Source organism: Chthoniobacterales bacterium, from assembly GCA_036569045.1.
Lineage (GTDB): Bacteria > Verrucomicrobiota > Verrucomicrobiia > Chthoniobacterales > JAATET01 > JAATET01.
In genome coordinates, this window is the sequence record DATCRI010000032.1 from 1 (window position 1) to 16,862 (window position 16,862).

Annotated in this window: 16 protein-coding genes and 2 tRNA genes; 11 read left to right on the plus strand and 7 right to left on the minus strand. The window is 58.8% G+C overall.

Annotated elements, in window-relative coordinates; genetic code table 11:
* From VIM61_06535 to VIM61_06545, 3 genes are all read left to right on the plus strand, one after another.
* Positions 1-226 (plus strand): hypothetical protein (locus VIM61_06535; GenBank protein ID HEY8900051.1); only part of this gene is annotated, 226 nt, incomplete at its 5' end.
* Between the two features lie 7 nt (positions 227-233).
* The gene (locus VIM61_06540; GenBank protein ID HEY8900052.1) at positions 234-2,933 is read left to right on the plus strand and encodes a hypothetical protein; all 2,700 of its coding nucleotides are present in this window, start codon (positions 234-236) and stop codon (positions 2,931-2,933) included.
* Between the two features lies 1 nt (position 2,934).
* Positions 2,935-3,441 (plus strand): hypothetical protein, encoded by a 507-nt coding sequence (locus tag VIM61_06545; protein HEY8900053.1) that lies wholly within the window; start codon positions 2,935-2,937, stop codon positions 3,439-3,441.
* A 355-nt stretch (positions 3,442-3,796) separates the two neighbouring features.
* Here VIM61_06545 and VIM61_06550 read toward each other — a convergent pair whose 3' ends face one another.
* On the minus strand, positions 3,797-4,120 hold the full coding sequence (locus tag VIM61_06550; protein HEY8900054.1) for a helix-turn-helix transcriptional regulator: 324 nt from the start codon (positions 4,118-4,120) through the stop codon (positions 3,797-3,799).
* Between the two features lie 420 nt (positions 4,121-4,540).
* Between VIM61_06550 and VIM61_06555 the strand changes: the two genes are divergently transcribed.
* Positions 4,541-5,368, plus strand: a complete 828-nt coding sequence (locus tag VIM61_06555) for an endonuclease/exonuclease/phosphatase family protein (GenBank protein ID HEY8900055.1) — start codon at positions 4,541-4,543, stop codon at positions 5,366-5,368.
* A gap of 680 nt (positions 5,369-6,048) precedes the next feature.
* The gene (locus tag VIM61_06560; protein ID HEY8900056.1) at positions 6,049-6,321 is read left to right on the plus strand and encodes a hypothetical protein; all 273 of its coding nucleotides are present in this window, start codon (positions 6,049-6,051) and stop codon (positions 6,319-6,321) included.
* 524 nt (positions 6,322-6,845) lie between these two features.
* Here VIM61_06560 and VIM61_06565 read toward each other — a convergent pair.
* Entirely contained in the window at positions 6,846-8,342 is a 1,497-nt protein-coding gene (locus VIM61_06565) for a site-specific integrase (GenBank protein HEY8900057.1), read from the minus strand.
* A gap of 12 nt (positions 8,343-8,354) precedes the next feature.
* On the opposite strand from VIM61_06565, the gene VIM61_06570 reads away from it, so the two are divergent.
* Positions 8,355-8,445, plus strand: a tRNA-Glu gene (locus VIM61_06570).
* Positions 8,446-8,744: 299 nt separating this feature from the next.
* Here the strand turns inward: VIM61_06570 and VIM61_06575 are convergent.
* Both VIM61_06575 and VIM61_06580 read right to left on the minus strand, forming a co-directional pair.
* Positions 8,745-8,816 (minus strand) — tRNA-Cys (locus tag VIM61_06575).
* 42 nt (positions 8,817-8,858) lie between these two features.
* Positions 8,859-9,587: a hypothetical protein gene (locus tag VIM61_06580; protein ID HEY8900058.1), complete on the minus strand. Its 729-nt coding sequence runs from the start codon at positions 9,585-9,587 to the stop codon at positions 8,859-8,861.
* Positions 9,588-9,647: 60 nt separating this feature from the next.
* Between VIM61_06580 and VIM61_06585 the strand changes: the two genes are divergently transcribed.
* The 3 genes from VIM61_06585 to VIM61_06595 all read left to right on the plus strand — a co-directional run bounded on the left by VIM61_06585 (position 9,648) and on the right by VIM61_06595 (position 12,695).
* Entirely contained in the window at positions 9,648-10,055 is a 408-nt protein-coding gene (locus VIM61_06585; GenBank protein ID HEY8900059.1) for a YkvA family protein, read from the plus strand.
* Between the two features lie 73 nt (positions 10,056-10,128).
* The gene (locus VIM61_06590) at positions 10,129-10,791 is read left to right on the plus strand and encodes an OmpA family protein (GenBank protein ID HEY8900060.1); all 663 of its coding nucleotides are present in this window, start codon (positions 10,129-10,131) and stop codon (positions 10,789-10,791) included.
* On the plus strand, positions 10,773-12,695 hold the full coding sequence (locus VIM61_06595; protein ID HEY8900061.1) for an ATP-binding cassette domain-containing protein: 1,923 nt from the start codon (positions 10,773-10,775) through the stop codon (positions 12,693-12,695). The genes VIM61_06590 and VIM61_06595 overlap by 19 nt, the downstream gene beginning before the upstream one ends.
* Before the next feature lie 3 nt (positions 12,696-12,698).
* On the opposite strand, the gene VIM61_06600 is transcribed toward VIM61_06595, so the two are convergent.
* Positions 12,699-13,610, minus strand: coding sequence for an adenylate/guanylate cyclase domain-containing protein (locus VIM61_06600; GenBank protein ID HEY8900062.1), 912 nt, complete (start codon positions 13,608-13,610; stop codon positions 12,699-12,701).
* Between the two features lie 98 nt (positions 13,611-13,708).
* Here VIM61_06600 and VIM61_06605 point away from each other — a divergent pair, with 98 nt between their 5' ends.
* Positions 13,709-14,209 carry an OB-fold nucleic acid binding domain-containing protein gene (locus VIM61_06605; GenBank protein HEY8900063.1) on the plus strand — a complete coding sequence of 167 codons (501 nt, stop codon included), beginning with the start codon at positions 13,709-13,711 and terminating at the stop codon, positions 14,207-14,209.
* Here the strand turns inward: VIM61_06605 and VIM61_06610 are convergent.
* Together VIM61_06610 and VIM61_06615 are read right to left on the minus strand one after the other, a co-directional pair.
* Positions 14,206-14,799, minus strand: a complete 594-nt coding sequence (locus VIM61_06610; protein ID HEY8900064.1) for a riboflavin synthase — start codon at positions 14,797-14,799, stop codon at positions 14,206-14,208. The genes VIM61_06605 and VIM61_06610 overlap by 4 nt on opposite strands.
* Positions 14,800-14,803: 4 nt before the next feature.
* Positions 14,804-16,117: a sodium:proton antiporter gene (locus VIM61_06615; GenBank protein HEY8900065.1), complete on the minus strand. Its 1,314-nt coding sequence runs from the start codon at positions 16,115-16,117 to the stop codon at positions 14,804-14,806.
* Between the two features lie 56 nt (positions 16,118-16,173).
* Between VIM61_06615 and VIM61_06620 the strand changes: the two genes are divergently transcribed.
* Positions 16,174-16,857, plus strand: a complete 684-nt coding sequence (locus tag VIM61_06620; protein HEY8900066.1) for a DUF4410 domain-containing protein — start codon at positions 16,174-16,176, stop codon at positions 16,855-16,857.
* Positions 16,858-16,862: the final 5 nt, after the last annotated feature.

Genomic DNA, 16,862 nt, shown 5'->3' on the forward strand with positions numbered 1-16,862 from the left:
AATATCAGCTGATTGCCACCAATTCCAACGGTCAGTCTCTTCCGACCAGAACGGCCATTGGACCCGCCACTCCACCCACTGCTCCGACTCCGACTCCGACTCCGACTCCGACTCCGACTCCGACTCCGACTCCGACTCCGACTCCGACCCCGACTCCGACCCCGTCTCCGAACGGTTGCTCGGCACCTTTGCCGAAAGTGACATCGTCTTCGCCGGAGGATTATGACATTTTGGTGGAGACCGAATCCGTAGCGTTTTCTAAATATGGATTCGAGCCTTATCAGCCGGATCCTGATCCAGAAAAACCTCCCAAGCGGTTCTTAGTTGAAACAATCACCAATCAATATGTTGGCGGAAATGCGGAAAGTGGCCCTAACGGGGTCAATGGGACGCGAAAGACGACTATTGATCCTAAAACAGGCCAGTCGACTAGTACAGGTCAAAGCTATGTCTCGGGAGGTGGAGATCCGGTTTCCCCGACCAGGAAAACTGGAACTGTCCATTTGAGCAGCTTTGATGATCCGCCAAATAAAGAGGGCGATGATGGCACGATGAGAACTACCTCACTGTTATCTAACGAAAACACCACGAAGAAACTTGTGAGTAATGGTAAAAGTCTTCTTGAATCATTCGAGGATGACTTTACCCCCGGTCAAGTATTTGCTTATCGCTCTATATGCCCCGACGAACTGATGTTTTTCTATCAGAAGGTGCAGTTCAAGTTTAAATGGCACGGGGAAGTGTCGCCAGAACAGCGGCATCCAATTACTTATCTGTTGGTGTTTACTCCTCAAGATGACCCCAAAACGCATGACATCGATGAAAGCGAAAAGCCTGAAGTTTTAGAGTCGGTTCAGTGGAATGGACAAACAACAGAGTCTCAAGTCTGGACTGTGGACCCAGATTCTAGAAAAGCGGACACCAATGGACAGTATGAGTTGATTCCGGTTGAATTGATTCGCGACGACGCATTGCGAACTGACGACGATGATCTAAAGACTAAGTTGGATGATTGGCCGGAATCCGGGCCTGAGCCAAGGTCGCCTAAGTATCTATTTGCGCAAGATGATAACATCTTCGTGAGAGTGACAGGACCGCAGGGGATGGGTAATGACAAAATTAAGGTGAAGGTCACCAGCGAGAGCGATACGTCGGGGATTACTTTCGACTTAGCGGAAGCATCATCGGGAGTTTATATCAATAAATCGCCAGCCAAACCGCTGAGATTGGGAGACAAGACAGAAACCAAATCCGATTGCGTTACCATCAAAGTGGTGGATGAAGAGGTACTGACGTTTACGCTTATATTTAACGGAGTGGATACTGGCAAATTCGCTGATGTGATGGTAGATCGCGGCGAATTTGCATCCTGCGGTATCAATGTATTTTATGGCAATTCAACGGGCGATAGGACAACGATGCGCACGCAAGCGATCACGAATACAAAATTGTTCGATGTCGGCGATGGAAATTATCCCGACAATGTCGTTGCCCAAGGCAACGCGATGAAGACCTTTATCAAGAATGCCGGTGAAAATAAGGCAGAGAATAAAGAAGCTGATCTATTAAGTGTTAGCAGTCATGGCGAACCGAGTGGCGATTTAGGAGACAATGACTCCAATAACTCACATACATACACAGGGAATACCTGCACGATCGGCAATCTTACATTCACGCATGGAGACACCTTTGGTGGCGGAAGAATCATCAGCCCTAGTGACATTAGCAACTCCGCGGACTGGAATAACGATGTCGAGTGGGTAATGCTTTTATCATGCTTGCAACTAAATCCGGCAGGCGGTGGCAGCGGAAACTGGGATGATGCTCTCTATGGAAACCCCCGCCGCATACATGCCATTCTAGGAGCATATAAACCCTTTTCCGGCGATTTGCGTTCTCGGCTGACCGACTTCTGGACAGACCTTCGTGACAACCGAGCATATATTATTGACGCATATACCAAGGCATTGGGTTCAGGAAGCAACCCGGAGCCTTGGGCATACGTAGCCGTCTCATCAAATATGAAAGATAGGCTGAAAGAACTCACGCGTGACAGAAACCAAGTAGTTCAATTCAGTTATTTGGATGCAACTTCCATTTGTGGACGTGCCGGCGCAGAAAACGGCCCATTCACACAGGTTATTGACGGCGGACGAGGACTACTTAGAACAGATATACCCTCTGTTCAAGGGCGAGTTGTGCGGAAGGGATTGCATTTGTCCCTGCCAAGAAATCCGCTGAAGCCCAGGACATCCGCCATTGGAAAAATGATGCCTCGCACTCCGGGCGGCCGTCAGGACTTTATTGGGCGGACAACCATTGAAACTGCGAGTATTAAATCCAGCTTAGCGCAGGAAGAAGCGGCAAAATTAGCCGAGAACTACATTAGTGCGCAGTTCCCCGAACTCGCAACGCAGATTCAACTGAAGGAAGTTAGCTCTCGGGTCAGCGGAACATGGCAAAAAGATGGAAAAAGGAAATCTTGGACGAACGGATATTTGGTTCAATTTTCGTTAATGAAGGATGACCTTCCAATTTTCGATAGCTATGTGAATGTCACTATTAACGGCAATAGCGTGGACGGAATCAGCTTCCGTGCTTACAATGTAAGTGGAACGGGAGTTGCCAATACTGCATCCCTCGGCAATGACATTGCCCAACCGATGGATGCTCGAGTTTGCATGTCCGCCGCCATGTCAAAGTTGAGGCCAGCGCTGGATATTCAGGACAAATATGAAGTGCTGTCGGCGGAGTTGTGTTATGTAAATCAATCTGTCGCCGAAGGAGGCGAAGCTGATCTTAATCGTGAATTCGTCCCGGCATGGCATTACGTAATAAACACCGCATACAAAGGACCGGAATTTCGACCAAAGCTTTTTCATGTATGGTTAGATCCGGCAACTGGAAATCTAATAGGCAAGAAGCCATATTAAAATGAATCTATTAACACTCTCATTAACATTCATCATTGCTTGCGCTTCGTGCGGACATGGCAAAAGCGGTGACTGGGAATATCAATACGAAGTCATAAATCCTGGAACGCGAAGCGAATATGTAAGCGGAACCTTGCTCTATAAAGGCTCCCTAATTTCAGAGAAGCTTCAGCATGTGATCACACCTGTTGGAGAATTCGTTTTTAGACCAGCAAAGGGCTGGGGAGGATCAGTGCCATTCAAATGGCTGCCGGCAACTTTAGATCAGAACGGAGCTGTCACAACAGTAGCGCGTGAAGCGGAAGTTAAGAATTTACTGGCAAATAAAGGCAAAGGGTTTCGAGTGACGGAGGTCAAGGGAGCCGGCCCGGTCTCCTCCGAAGCCGCTCTTTCGGGGGCGTTGGAACAACCGCCCAAGGGTGTGGGAACAGATTGGCTTTATGCAGTCGGCACCAGTCAATGGGTTAATCCCACAAAAATCCCGCAGGCCCTCAAAGAGAATCCCTGAAGATACGTAGCGTTGCGCATCTTCTTAACCGGGGCCTCGCCTACGTCAACTCGGCATGCTCCAATGAAAACCAAACGGGGGAAAGCGATCTGGCTTTGCTGCATCACCGCCATTGCCGTCGTTGCGGGTTGGGCTGTCCTGACGTTGACTCCGGTTCAAGAGGGGCCGGGAGCGATTACGGCACTGGCAAATATCCCCAACTACATCGCGTTACTGCTCTGCTTTTTTGCAGCGACAGCCTGTGTGATCTTCCGACCACGACATCCCCAAAAATAAATTACCGCTTCCCACCGCGGGGTGCAGTAGCGGCGTGCTCATGCACGGTCAAAAATGCTTCGGCCATCTCGATGACCTTCTACTGCTGGCGGCGGGGCAGTTTGGAAACGCGGTCGAAAACCTGACCGAAACGGCCGTCGGCGGGTTGCGCTCGACGCGTCTTCACCTCGCCGACTAAATCGGCAACGGTGACGCCGAGAATTTTCGACATGGGCACCAGCACTTTTGAATTCGGCAGGTTGCCGGTGGGTTCCCAGAATCCAACATTTGAGTGATGCTCGCCGAGCAATCGGGCGAGTTCACGCTGCGAAATCCCTGCGGCTTGACGCAGAGTTTTGAGATGAGATGCGGCTTGGGCTATGTCGCGATCATCGTAAGAGACGAGCATAAAACTGGCTTGCATGCGGCTATTGTAATAGCCATACGCGGAAGGAGAATTTAATCTTGACGCTTTTTTGAATACAACCGGACTTCGAAGTAGTAAAATCGATCCATGCGAAAGCGGGCTGAGCGTTCTCCCAACGAACAGCAACAGTATGTTCTGATCGCACGCTGGCTTGATTACATGACCTGCCGGTTTTCACGCCCCGGTCGAATCCAGAGGGCACGACGCGGTGTTCCAAGTAACGGCAATACGGACGTAGAGGAGGCTACCGCGGAAGAGATCGTGAGCTATCCCGAGCTTCTCCCACTGGTGAAAGAGACTCTGTTTGAGAAGTGGTTTTGGGTAGGGGTTTGTGTAGTCGCCAACATTGTTTTAGCCATTGTGAACGCGGTCAGCGGGTTCTGAATGCGGCGCGGGACTTGCTCTCCAATTCGGCCCATGCGTTTCGTCCTTCTCGCCCTCTGGCTTTTTTCGATTTCATCCACGATAGCCGCTCCGCTGACCGTCGTGACGTGGAATACGAAATGGCTTCCAGGCGGAAAGCCGAATGCCACCGCAGAGGCTCAGGCCACACAAATGAAGGTGGCGCAGGAGGTCGTCAAGAAGCTGAACCCCGACATCCTGTTTTTGCAGGAGGTCCGGGATTACAAGGCCGCCGAGGAACTATGTTCGGTTGTGCCTGGCCTGACGGTGGCGGCCGCGAGCAATTTCAGCGGTCGGCCGCAAAATTGCATCATTGCGTCGAAGCTCCCGGCGGATTCGGGGTGGTATGCGCTGTGGAAGCCCTCGTTGGGAGCAGATAACCCTCCGCGTGGTTATGCGTTCGCGGCCTTCAAGCTACCCTCAAGCGGTCTCCTGCTAACGTATTCGGTGCACATGAAGAGCAACCTAGGCGGGATCGAAAGGAACATTGCAGCTCGTGAGGAATCGGCCAAGCAGCTGCTCGAACATGCCAAAGAAATGATGCGGCTTTACTGGCCCCGGGGCGGAAAAAGAATCATCATTGCCGGTGATTTCAACGCCGACATTGGCGGACCGAGATTCGGCAAGGATCGCAGCGTCGAATCGCTGCAGAAGGCTGGCCTCCAATGGGTCTGGAAAGGCGTTTCCCCGTCCGCCCGCGTCACCATCCCCGGCAATGGGAAATATCCTGCTGACTGTTTCGACCACATGCTATTTTCCGGACTCAAGCTCGCGAGCGTTTCCGTCGTGAAAGCTGTTCCTCCCTCGGATCACAACGCCGTTCTGGCGACATTCAATCCGTGAACACGCGCCCGCTGGCGCTGCAGGCTGGGCAAACTGCGTGGATCGCCCGTCGCGAAAACGACGGCCTGCCCGACGAACTTTTGCACAATGCACCGGTCCTCGTCCTTTTCCTGGAGGGGCACTGGGCCTTTATCCGTGACGGGGCGAGGAGACAACGACGCCTCGCCGTCAGCGCGCTAGACGCGGGCAGCGAATACCAAGGGCGAAGTGGCCACTGGTATGCCGAGGATCACCCTCAAGTTCAGAGCGCACTCGTCACTTATAATCGAGAAGCTCGAAAGCGAGAGAGGCAACGAGGCCGAAGTCGCCCGGCTTCGGGGGATTCTCGACGCCACCCGGAAATCGACTAGCCGTTCAGGAATATCTCCGGAACCCCGTTGCGAAGGTCGGAGACCTCTGGCATTGTTGCCTCTGTTCCGGGGGGAACAGTAGGCCGTCGTGGCATTCGTCGCGGCGGCCTACAATTTTTCTTCCCTAGCCGCGCGTCGGGGAAGTGCCTGATTGGCAAGGCACTGTGAAGCAGTCACGATCACTTCATATTTCCTCCCCACGCGAACGGCGCGACCGGGTCATGCAATCCTCGGCTCGCGCCGTCTTTCTTCTGGAAAGCGTCACGCTCAAAGATGCCCTTGCCACACCGATGTCCAAGGTCCTGCGCTATCATCTCGACCATGAGCAGAATGAGCAAAGCCGCTCGCCTCGAGCTAATCCGGCGCATTCGTGAAGACGGACCGAAGGCGTATCTCGATCCCCGCAAGCCGGTTCACTTGATTGCCGAACAGCTTCCTCCGGAGGGGGAGCAGGTCAAGGTGTGGTGGGAATCGGGGAATGGCACCGGAGGTGTCTGGCTTGGTGATCGCTGGGAACTTCGGGATGAAGGCGATTTTTCGGCCTTCGGAGAACTCGTGAAGTGGCAGAGGATTCCACCGGCGCATTCAACGCCTTCCCCCTAAATTTGGACTCCGCTGCACCCGCGTATCTGACGTAGGGACCCGTCCAAAGATGACGGGCACCTCGAACCTTGAGCAGCATGGCTTGGATTTCTGCCGCAATTCCTCCCCCATCTACCGGCCGCTGCGCTCTATGGCTTTATCGCGCGGGCGTTATTTTCGAAGGCGGCTATTCGGGGGTGAAGTTTGTCGGGCATGATGGCGCTGAAGTGCCCGGGATCACGCATTGGCAGCGCATCGGCCCGACTGGTCGGCCACCGTCGTCCCGACCTCTTCGGAAATGGCACAAGGTGCGGCAATCGCATTTCTCGTTTTGAGCTGAGATTGCGATCGATGTAGCTCGCCAGCATCTCCCTCAAAGCATGCGCTTTACCACGGTCGGCAAACGCTGCAAGTGCCGCCGCTTTTCGCGCAGTGACCGCATGAGCTGCAGCTCGTGCAAGCTGAACATGGCCCACTATTTCCGACGCACTTCCCGGCGAAGGCAGCGGGGGAGATGAGGAAAACCGAAGCGGCAATTGTGCACGCTACCGGTTTCTCTTTCTCCGCCTCTTTGCCCATGCTGTTTCTACCTCTTCATCAGATGAGCTTTCCCCCAAACTGAGTATTTGACGCATTTGCTCGACAGTGAAGGCACTCACTTCGACGGCTGGTGGGCGAATGTCATAATACGCTGCGGCAGCCGAAGGCATCACGAGGTTCAGATAGTGCTCGGCAATTACCGCGGGGCTATTGCCGGATTCCGTGGCAACCTTGGCAATATCACGAGTTAACGCCACTTTGTAGGAAATAGCGGAATGCCTCAGCCCATTGTTCGGCCAGGGCTTCAACACGATGCCTTTTTCGGACACGTCCCGCAGCAAGGCTTGAAGTTGTGCGCTGTGTCGGCCTGGTGCTGTTGCCGTAAAACCGGACTTCACCCGTGCGATGTCGAAACGATACCGGAAATCTGTAGGGACGACCGGGCCGGATTTGCGGGCGTAGGGGAGCAGCCACTCTACCGCATTTTCGGGAATCTCGACCGTGCGGCGCTTTTTCGTTTTCGCGAGCTTGGCACCCACAACAACAACGCGCTCGTCAAGGTGGACGTCCGACCAGTCCAACCGGAGAAGCTGCCCGGTTTTTTCCCCCGGTTTCTTGTTCGCTCGTTTGATGAGTTCCGATTGCCGGAGGTTGGAAAATCCTGCGATCACCGTGCCGGGAATGGTATGCTCGTCGCCGTTGAGGAGGAGAGATTGAACTTCCTTCACGGCCAGTATTTCAATTTCCTCGAACTCCTCCCCGCTCTCGACGATTTCGATGTCCGTTGCAACGGAGGCGTCACACCATTTGCGAGCGTTGGCGCTGCCGAAGCTCCAAAGCGTGCACAGATCGCGGCGAAATGTGTTGCGAGTGCCGGGTTGCTCGAATTGTGAGAGGAAGCTTTCAAGATCTTCCGTTGTGTAGGCGGAAAGCGCCTTGCCCACATTCACCGCCTGCTCGGGGTCGTCGCTCACAGCGAGCTTCGGGAAAATCTTTTTCAAATCCAAAATCTGTTCACGGGTACGCGTTTCTTCGACAGGGTAGGCAGTCAGCAATCGTCCGGGGCGATAGGCTAGCCGCTGGCAATAGTCGTCTGACTTTCCAGCCAGCCTCTTCGAGCGTACAAGCTCTGCAATCGCGTCGATGAGGGGGACCGAAGAGTAAAGACGACGGAAGTGAGCGGTTCCAATTTCCAGCGCGTCAGCAATGGTCTTTCCGTATCCCCGCAACTCGTGGAAATAGCGTTCGTGGAGGTCGAGGGCAAACTTGATGGCATCTCGCGGTTGCAGGTCGAACGCCGCCAATGCCGGTTCTTCAAAGCTCTTTGTGCCATGCGTGGCAAGGTCCGTACGGAAAGTTTCCGCCCATTCTTCTGCCTGCTTTTTCGTCGGGAAGAACTGACGTGGGCCAATGCCATTTTTTCGAGCGTCAGCAAGCCAGACTGGCTTGCCGTGGTTGATTGTCCTTTTGACCTTCGGCCATGCGTTTTTCGCCTTCGACATGATTCGAATGTTGGCAGCAAATTGGCAGCAAATCAACAGTTACTCTGTTAATCATGGCCCTCTCAAGGCCGGTGCACGGGTTCGATTCCCGTAGGCGCTGCCACTCTTCTCTCGGGGAGTGGACTTCCAAAATCTCCGCATTGCCCGTGTGATTTTCGGATGCGTCATCCGGTGCAATCCCGCACTTTCCCAGATGCTGCCGGTGGGCGCGAGGCCCCGATCGTCACTTTGCTCCATTCCCTGCTGGCGCGCGAAGCCGGCTGCCGAGTCGAATTGCGGCAGATCCAGCCAAGTCGACGGAGTCATCGCAATCCTGAACGTGTCGTTCGATGAGAACTCCATAGTCACAAAAGCGACCTCGCGTTGAGAGCCGATGGCACCCCCGAGACGATTGAAAGAGGGAGGCGGAGACCGGAATCGAACCGGTGGATGGAGCTTTTGCAGAGCTCTGCCTTACCACTTGGCTACTCCGCCGTTCCCTTCGGATTCGTGAGAGACTTCCCACGAAACGAGCGGCTACCAATACACGACGATCGGCGGGGCGACAATAGTTGTTTCGTTCCCGGTGAGAATCGTGCCCTCGGATTGATCGATCGCGTCGACGATGTCGTCCTTGAACGTGATGGTGATCTGGCCGATCGGCTTTTTGATGTAGGTCGTTGCGACGCTGACCACGCCGCCGGGGCCAATGACGTTCGTGCTCTGCGGGATGGTCGCGTATTTGACGTATTCCCAGATCTGCTCGGGTGCCTTGTCCGAGCTCGCCCGGGCGGTGCGCTTCTGCGGCTTGCCGATGCTTTGCTCGACTTCCGCGGGAGTCATTCCCATGGCGACCTGATTCCTCGCGATAAGATCGGTGACGACCTTGCGGCGTTCCTCGGCCTTTCGGAGCGCGGTGAGGGTTTCCTCGGCGATGGGCTGGAGATATTTTTTGTCGACCCAGCCGAGCACCTGACCCTGCTGCGCCTTGCCCCGCACGCGGTAGGCGACATCGGAAACGGCCTGCACCTCGACGATCTGCGGGACGCGCAGCGTGCCGACGTAGCGGGTGCCGGCGAAGTCGAAATACGCCGGTGCGGGGGCGAGCACCTTCAGCTTCATCGGTTTCTCCTCGAAGTCGGAGAGGTAGATCGCGCCGGCTTCACGAACGATCGGGGTCGCGCGAAGCGATGAAAATCCCGCGGAGATCACCAGGATGACAAGAAGAGTAGCCCAGGTCGCTCCGGGGGCGGTGGGGAATTTCATGGACGCAACTTAGGCGCGGGGTGGTAGGATTTCCAGCATGCCTCATGGGCAGTCTGTATTATGAGCCACGACATTCAGGATTTTGTCACTCGCGGCGGGCAACGGGTGACGCCGGCCGCCATCGTTCGGCTGGAGCAGGAGTTGCCCCTTGTGCTCGCAAAACTCACGACGGCGGATCCTCCGCAGCAACCGCACCTCCTCGATCAGGCACAGTTCCTCGTGCGTTTCGTGGAGGATTGCCTGGAGAATCACTATTCGCCCGCGGATCTCGCGGCGCTCACGGAGTCCATCTTTGCGCTGATCTATCTGCACAAGGGCACGGACATCATTCCCGACGAAATTCCCGAGATCGGCTACGAGGACGATTCGGCAGTGATGCGGGCGGTCCTGCTCGGGCATCGGGCGGAGTTCGCGCGATTCGCCGGCCACAATGGCATGCCGGTGCCGTTGCCGTCGGTCGAGCCCTAGGCGCCGCGCAATTTGGGGAGCGATGCATCCGCGCATTGCCAATACCGGCTGAAACCTGCGATTTGTGGACCCCATGAAGCGGCTCCTGATTCTCACCGGACTCCTCGCGCTCACCGCCTGCGGCAAAAAGCCTGCCCTGTCGCCGGCCGTTGCTTCCCCGACTCCTGTCGCGGCCGCGCCGGCCGCGTCGCCGAGCCCGTCCGCACCTCCGCCTGCCGAGGTGGGCGTGGAGACCACGGAGCCCGTCGAGGCTCCCGCGCAGGTCGATCTCGATCCGAAAGCGGTGGAAAACCAGCGCGTGAAGGAGGAAGTGCTCAAGCGCATCGACCTCATGCCGGACCTCAGCGCCGATACGAAGGACAAGCTCTACGTGCAGGTCGATCGCGCGCGCGCCATGGGCAAGGTGATCACGATTCCGTTCCCCTCGGGGCGCAAGGCGCTGAATGCCTCGGAGATCGCGGCGATCGGTGAGAAGCTCCAGCTTCCGCAGGTGCGCGAGCTCACGGATGATCCGACGGTGATTTTTGTCGTGCTGGGATTCGCCGACAAGAAGGGCGATCCGAAGCAGAACCAGGAGATCTCGCTGGCCCGGGCGAATGCCGTGCTCGGCGTGTTGCAGAGCCGCTTCCAGCTCATGAACGTGATGCATTCCGTCGGCATGGGGAGCTCGGAAATGTTCGACGCGCAGAATCTCGACAAGAACCGCGTGGTCGAGCTGTGGGCCGTGCTGCCTTGAGCGAGGCGGGCGAGTCCGTCGCGGGGCCCGGGCCGGTTGCGCTGCGCGATGGTCTTGTTTTCGGACGTTCGGCCGAAGCGGACATTGTGCTTTCCGATCCATCGGTTTCCCGTCGGCACCTGGCATTGCGCGCGCTGCGCGATGGCTGGTGCGTCGAGGATCTCGGCAGCAAGAGCGGCAGCTATCTCAATGGCCGCCTCTTCCAGCGCGAACCGCTCGCTTACGGCGACATCATCGGGCTGGGGCCATTTGCGTTTCGCTTCGACGGCTGCCGGCTCGTGCCCGCGCAGGACGGGGCGGGAGCCGCCGTTCGGGCGATCGGTCTGACGAAGAACGCCGGGGCGACGCGCGTGCTCGATGGCATTTCGCTCGCGATCGAGCCCGGGCAGTTCGTTGGCGTGATCGGCCCGAGCGGCGCGGGAAAATCCACGCTGCTCGATGCGCTTTGCGCGCTGCGTCCGGCCGACGCGGGCGCCGTCTTCATCGATGGCCGCAGCCTCTACGAGAATACCGGCCTGCTGCGTGACGAGTTCGGCTACGTGCCGCAGGACGACATCGTGCCGCTCGATCTCTCGGTCGAGACGGCGCTCGGCTACAGCGCGCGGTTGCGTCTGCCGAAGGGAACGCCGTCTGCGGAACGGCGCCGGCTCGTGGCGCAGACGATCGAGGCGCTCGGCCTCTCGGGGCGGGCGGGCACGCGGGTCGGCCAGCTTTCCGGGGGGCAGCGCAAGCGCGTGAGCGTGGCGGCGGAATTGCTGAGCCGGCCGCGGCTTCTGTTTCTCGATGAACCGACGTCGGGACTCGATCCGGCGGCGGAATTCGCGCTGATGGAGCTCCTGCGAAGGCTGGCGGCGAACGGCTGCACGATCGTCTGCACGACGCATGTGATGGAAAATGCCTACCTGATGGATCGGCTCGCGATCCTCCACGCCGGCCGGCTGGCCTTCTACGGAACGCCGGAGGAGGCGCGGGCGCATTTCGGAGTCGAGCGGCTCACGCAGATTCACGAGCGCCTCGGCGAGGGGGCGGCGGATTGGGTCGCGCCCTTCGTCGAGAAGCCGCCGCCCGCGCGCCTGGCGCAGATGGCGAAGGCGTCGCGGAGACCGCCGGCGCTGCCGATCCTGCTGCGGCGCGAGTGGGCGATCCTGTGCGCGGATTGGAAGAACCTCGGTCTGGTGCTCGGGCAGCCGATGCTGATCGCCGTGCTGGTGACGTGGGTGAGTCGCGATGCCTCGCTCATCCTGTTCTTCGCGTATATCGCGACGCTGTGGTTCGGCTGCGGCAATGCGGCCCAGGAAATCGTGAAGGAGCTGCCGATGTTTCGCCGGGAGCGTTTGATCGGGCTTGGCCGGAATGCCTACCTGCTCGCGAAATACGTGTCGATCGCCCGGGTGACCGTCGCGCAGAGCCTGCTGGCGTATGGCGTGATGCAGGCTTGCACGGGAGGAATCGGCGGTTCGGTGGGCTGGCAGATCGGGGGATTGATTGCGACGAGCTTCGCGGCGGTGGGTATTGGTCTGGCGATCTCGGCGCTGGCGCGATCCGTCCTGCAGGCGGTGATGATCGTGCCGCTCGTGCTGATCCCGCAGATTCTCTTCTCCGGCTTCTCGCCGCCGGCGGGCGACATGAAGGTCGGGCCGTATGCGGTGTCGCGTGTGATGCCGAGCGCCGCGGTGCAGAGCGTGATGGACGTAAGCCTGTTCTGGGATCGAAAGATCGCGGGCGCGTTGCGGGTGGACTACCCGTCGGCGTTCTCGAATCTCAATCGCGACCGCTCGCTGCGAAACGGGCAGGTGTTTCGCGCAGGAGCGGCGGCATGGCAGGGCCTGGCGACGCTGCTGGCGTGGTCGCTGGGAACCTACGGCATTGCCTGGGCCTCGCTGCGGAAACGCGAGCGCGGCTGACGGCTACCTGAGGCCGTAGAGCCGCACGTGCTCCTTCTTGCCCTTGAGCTCGTGCGTGCCAAGGTCGAGGTAACTCTCGGCGGGCTCGGCGAGCTGCGCGAGGAAGTCGTTCGAGAGCACGAGGGCCTGACCGAGCGGCTTCATGATGCCTTCGATGCGGAAGGCGGTATTCACGGCATCGCCGATGATCGTGGCGTCGCGCTGCGCAACGAGGCCGATGTTTCCGCAGGTGACCGTGCCATGGTGCAAGGCGACGGCGATGCGGAAGGGCGGCGCGCCATCCAGCGGCCAGCGCATGCCGTCGGCGAGTTCGAGAAGTTTGCGTCCGACGGAGAGGGCGGCGCGGGTGTCTTCGCCGGGTTCACCGGTGCACACCCAGTAGGCGAGGATGGCGTCGCCGATGAACTTGTCGATGGTGCCATTGCTTTGCTGCACAAGGTTCCCGGCGGTGCGGAACCATTCGCCAAGCGTGCGGGCGAGGGTCTCCTCGGGCAGTTGCTCGCTCATCGTCGAGAAGCCGCGGAGGTCGCACACCATGATGGCGACGTCGCAGGCCTCCTCCATGCCGGTGTCGGTGCCGACGAGGGTGACGTCGTAGCCGCTGTCGTGCGCGGCGTCCTCGATCTGCTCGAAATGCAGTTCGTTCGTCGTGATACGAATGACGGAGCCGTGCCGGAGCGTGATCGGTGTGATGACGCGGCGTCCGTCGACGAACGTGCCGTTCCGGCTGCCGAGATCCATGATCTGATACTCGTAGGCGTTGTGGCAGCGGATGATGGCGTGCTGGCGGGAAACGTGGGGGCTGAAGTGCAGCGAGACGGTGTTGTCCCGGCTGCGGCCGATGGTCGCGGTATTCGCGATCTCGACTTCGAAGGGCTCGCCGCCCGGCGGATGGATTTTCAACTTCGCACGCATGGGAACGACAGGTTTACCACGAAGAGCAGCGATGGGGGCAGGAAGAAAACTCGCGGCTGCGCGCTTGCGGCGCGGTGGCGCGGAGCTACGATTTTGAAATGATTCGCCCGTTCCTCCTCGCCGCTGTCCTCCTGGGTTCCGCCTCGATTCTCCGCGCCGAAGACGCCCCGGCGGCGCTGGCCGGGACACCTCCGGTCGTGCAGGCCGCGAGCAAGGATGAGGTGATGGCGCTGGCCGGCAAGGTGGCGACGGTGATGGGCAAGATCACGCGCGTGGGCAGCACGACCGCGGGAGGCATCACGTTCCTGAATTTTGCGGGACCGGCGAATGGCTTCGTGGCTGTCGTCTACAAGTCGAACTACGCCGGGTTCCCCGACGGCTTCGACAAATACAAGGGCCAGACCGTGCGCGTGACCGGCAAGGTCGTTATCTACAAGGAGACGACGCCGCAGATCGTCCTCAGGGAGGCGAAGGAACTCGAGGTCGTCGCAGCTGCGGAGGCCGCGCCTTCGCCGGAAGCTTCGGCGACCCCTGAAGCCCCGGCGAAACCGGAAGCTTCGGCCACGCCGATGGGCGGCCTCATCAGCCCGGTGAATTAAGCGCGCGCGGCGAGCAGGCGCTCGGCGTATTTTGCGAGCAGGTCGAACTCGAGATTCACCTGCTCGCCCGGCAACAAATCTCCGAGATTCGTTTCCGCGCGCGTGTGCGGAATGATCCAGATGGAGAAGCGATCTTCCGAGAGATTTCCGACCGTGAGCGACACGCCGTTCACGGCGATGGAGCCCTTGACCACGAGGTAGCGGGCGAAGGCGGGCCGCAGCTCGAAGGTGAGGCCGAGGTCCGGCCCGGAGGTGTCGACGTCGAGCACGGCAGCGGTGCAATCGACATGTCCCTGCACGAAGTGGCCGCCGAGACGGGCATTGGCGGCGAGGGCGCGTTCGAGATTGACCCGGGAATCTGGCGCGAGGCGGCCGAGGTTGGTCGCCCGCAGGGTCTCGGCGAGCAGGTCGAAGCGCAGGGTGTCTCCGAGAATTTCCGCGACGGTCAGGCAGCAGCCGTTCGTGGCGATGCTTTCGCCGAGCACGGCCTGCGCGGCGAGCGCGGGAGTTTCAATGAAGAGTTGGCCGCCTGCGGGCGTGTTCTCAAAGTTGCGGAGGTATCCGGTGGTTTCGACGAGGCCGGTGAACATGGGGCTAAAAGACTCTCCAGCGGGAGAAGAACAGGAGCGCGATGAGGGCGAAGACGGGGATCAGGATGGGGATGGCGAAGAAGAACAGGTAGGGGAAGAAGCCGGGCACGCGGACGCCGAGTTGCTGCGAGATGCTCTTCACCATGAGATTTGGCCCGTTGCCGATGTAGGTGAGCGCGCCGAAAAAAACGGCGCCGAGCGAGATGGCGACGAGGAAGTGATTGTCGGTCTCGATGAATTTCAGGATGTCGGCGGGAGAGTTGATGTCGAGGCCCTGCGCGCCAGTCGCGGCGGCGAGGAAGGTGAGGTAGGTCGGGGCGTTGTCGAGGAAGCCGGAGAGCAACCCGGTGAACCAGTAGAACTGCATGGGCTCGGTGAGGCCGAGGCTCTTCGAGTGCAGCGAGAGGTAGTCGAGCGCGGGCACCATCGTCGCAAAAATGCCGATGAAGAGCCAGCCGACCTCCTTGATGGGCGCAAAGCTGAAATGGTTCGACGCGTGCACGTCGGGCTTCGTCGTGTAGTAGGACGCCACCGCGGCGGCGATCATGATGAGATCGGGAATCGGGAAGGGCAGCAGCTTGTGGAGGAAGACGCCGGCAAGGATGAGCACGAGGAAGAAGATGTTGTGCAGTCCGTCGAAGCGCCATTCCTCGTGAGCGGTCTCGCGCTGGCGGACATCCACCGGCGCGCGGCGGAAGTTGATCGCGTCGAAAATCGTAAAAATGCCGATGAGCAAGGCGAGGGCGATAGCCCAGGCGACCCAGCAATGCTCGAGCACCCAGAGAAAGGGGACGCCTTTCAGAAAGCCAAGGAACAGAGGCGGATCGCCGATCGGCGTGAGGCAGCCGCCGACATTGCTGACGATGAAAATGAAGAAGACGATGTGGAAGGCGGTGATGCGGTATCTGTTCATCCGGATCCAGGGGCGGATGAGGAGCATCGACGCGCCGGTGGTGCCGATGAGATTCGCGATGATCGCGCCAACGAACAGAAAGACGGCATTGATCCACGGCCGCGCCTCGCCCTTGACCGTGATGTGGATGCCGCCGGCGACGATGAACAGCGAACCGATCAGCGAAATGAAGCTAAAATACTCGTGCGCGACTTCGGCCATGCGCGCGGGATTCTTCAGGACGAAGAGGTAATAGACGGTGGTGACGGCGCCGAGTGCGACCGCGACTTTCGGGTAATGGTGCTCCCACCAATGCGCGTGGATGAAGGGCATCAACGCGATGCTCAGAAGCATTGCGGCAAACGGCAGGATCATCCAGGGATTCGGGTCGGAGGCGTGCGCCGCCGCGGCGAGAAGGAGCTGCATCGGGCGTTTTTATTGGACAGATCGTCGATGCATAACAAGCTCCTTCCCCCAAACTCATGTTGCGCACACTGCCAATCCTCATTCTTGTCGCCGTCGCGTTCCTTTCGGGATGCGCGTCCGTAAGCGTGGACCGGGTGCATCGTCCGGAGGAAAAGGTTTCCGCGCCGTCAGTCATTTACGTGCAGGAATTCTCCGCACCACGAAATGTCTTCCGGGTCGATCGCGGCAAGCGCGACGCGAGAAAGTTCCGGCAGGACATGGCCGCCCAGCTCGCCAGGGCGACGGCTCTTCGGGCGACCAGGCGACTGGTTCCCGCGAAGCCCCTCGAGCGCACCGCGGCGATCCCGTCCGGCCACGCGTGGCTCGTGACCGGACGCTTCGTGCGGGTGAACCAGGGCAGCCGCGCGCTGCGCACCGTGCTGGGCTTCGGGCTTGGCGGCACGAAGCTGGAAACGGAGGTTGTTGTCTATGAGATCGACGGTCGGTCGAGACGAGAGATCCTGCGTTTCCGCACCACGGGCGGATCGAATGCCGGCCCGGGTGTGGCGCCGGGGCTCATCGTGCCGAATCTGTGGCTGATCAGTCTCGACGTGCTTGTAAAAATTGGCCCGGGGCTGAGCCATGACGTGATTCGGACTTCCCGGGAGATCGTTGCTGTGCTTTCTGAATATATGGCACGGGAGGGTTTCATCTCACCGAAGAAGGTCTATCGTGCGAAGAAACTCGGCCAATGGCCATAAGACTG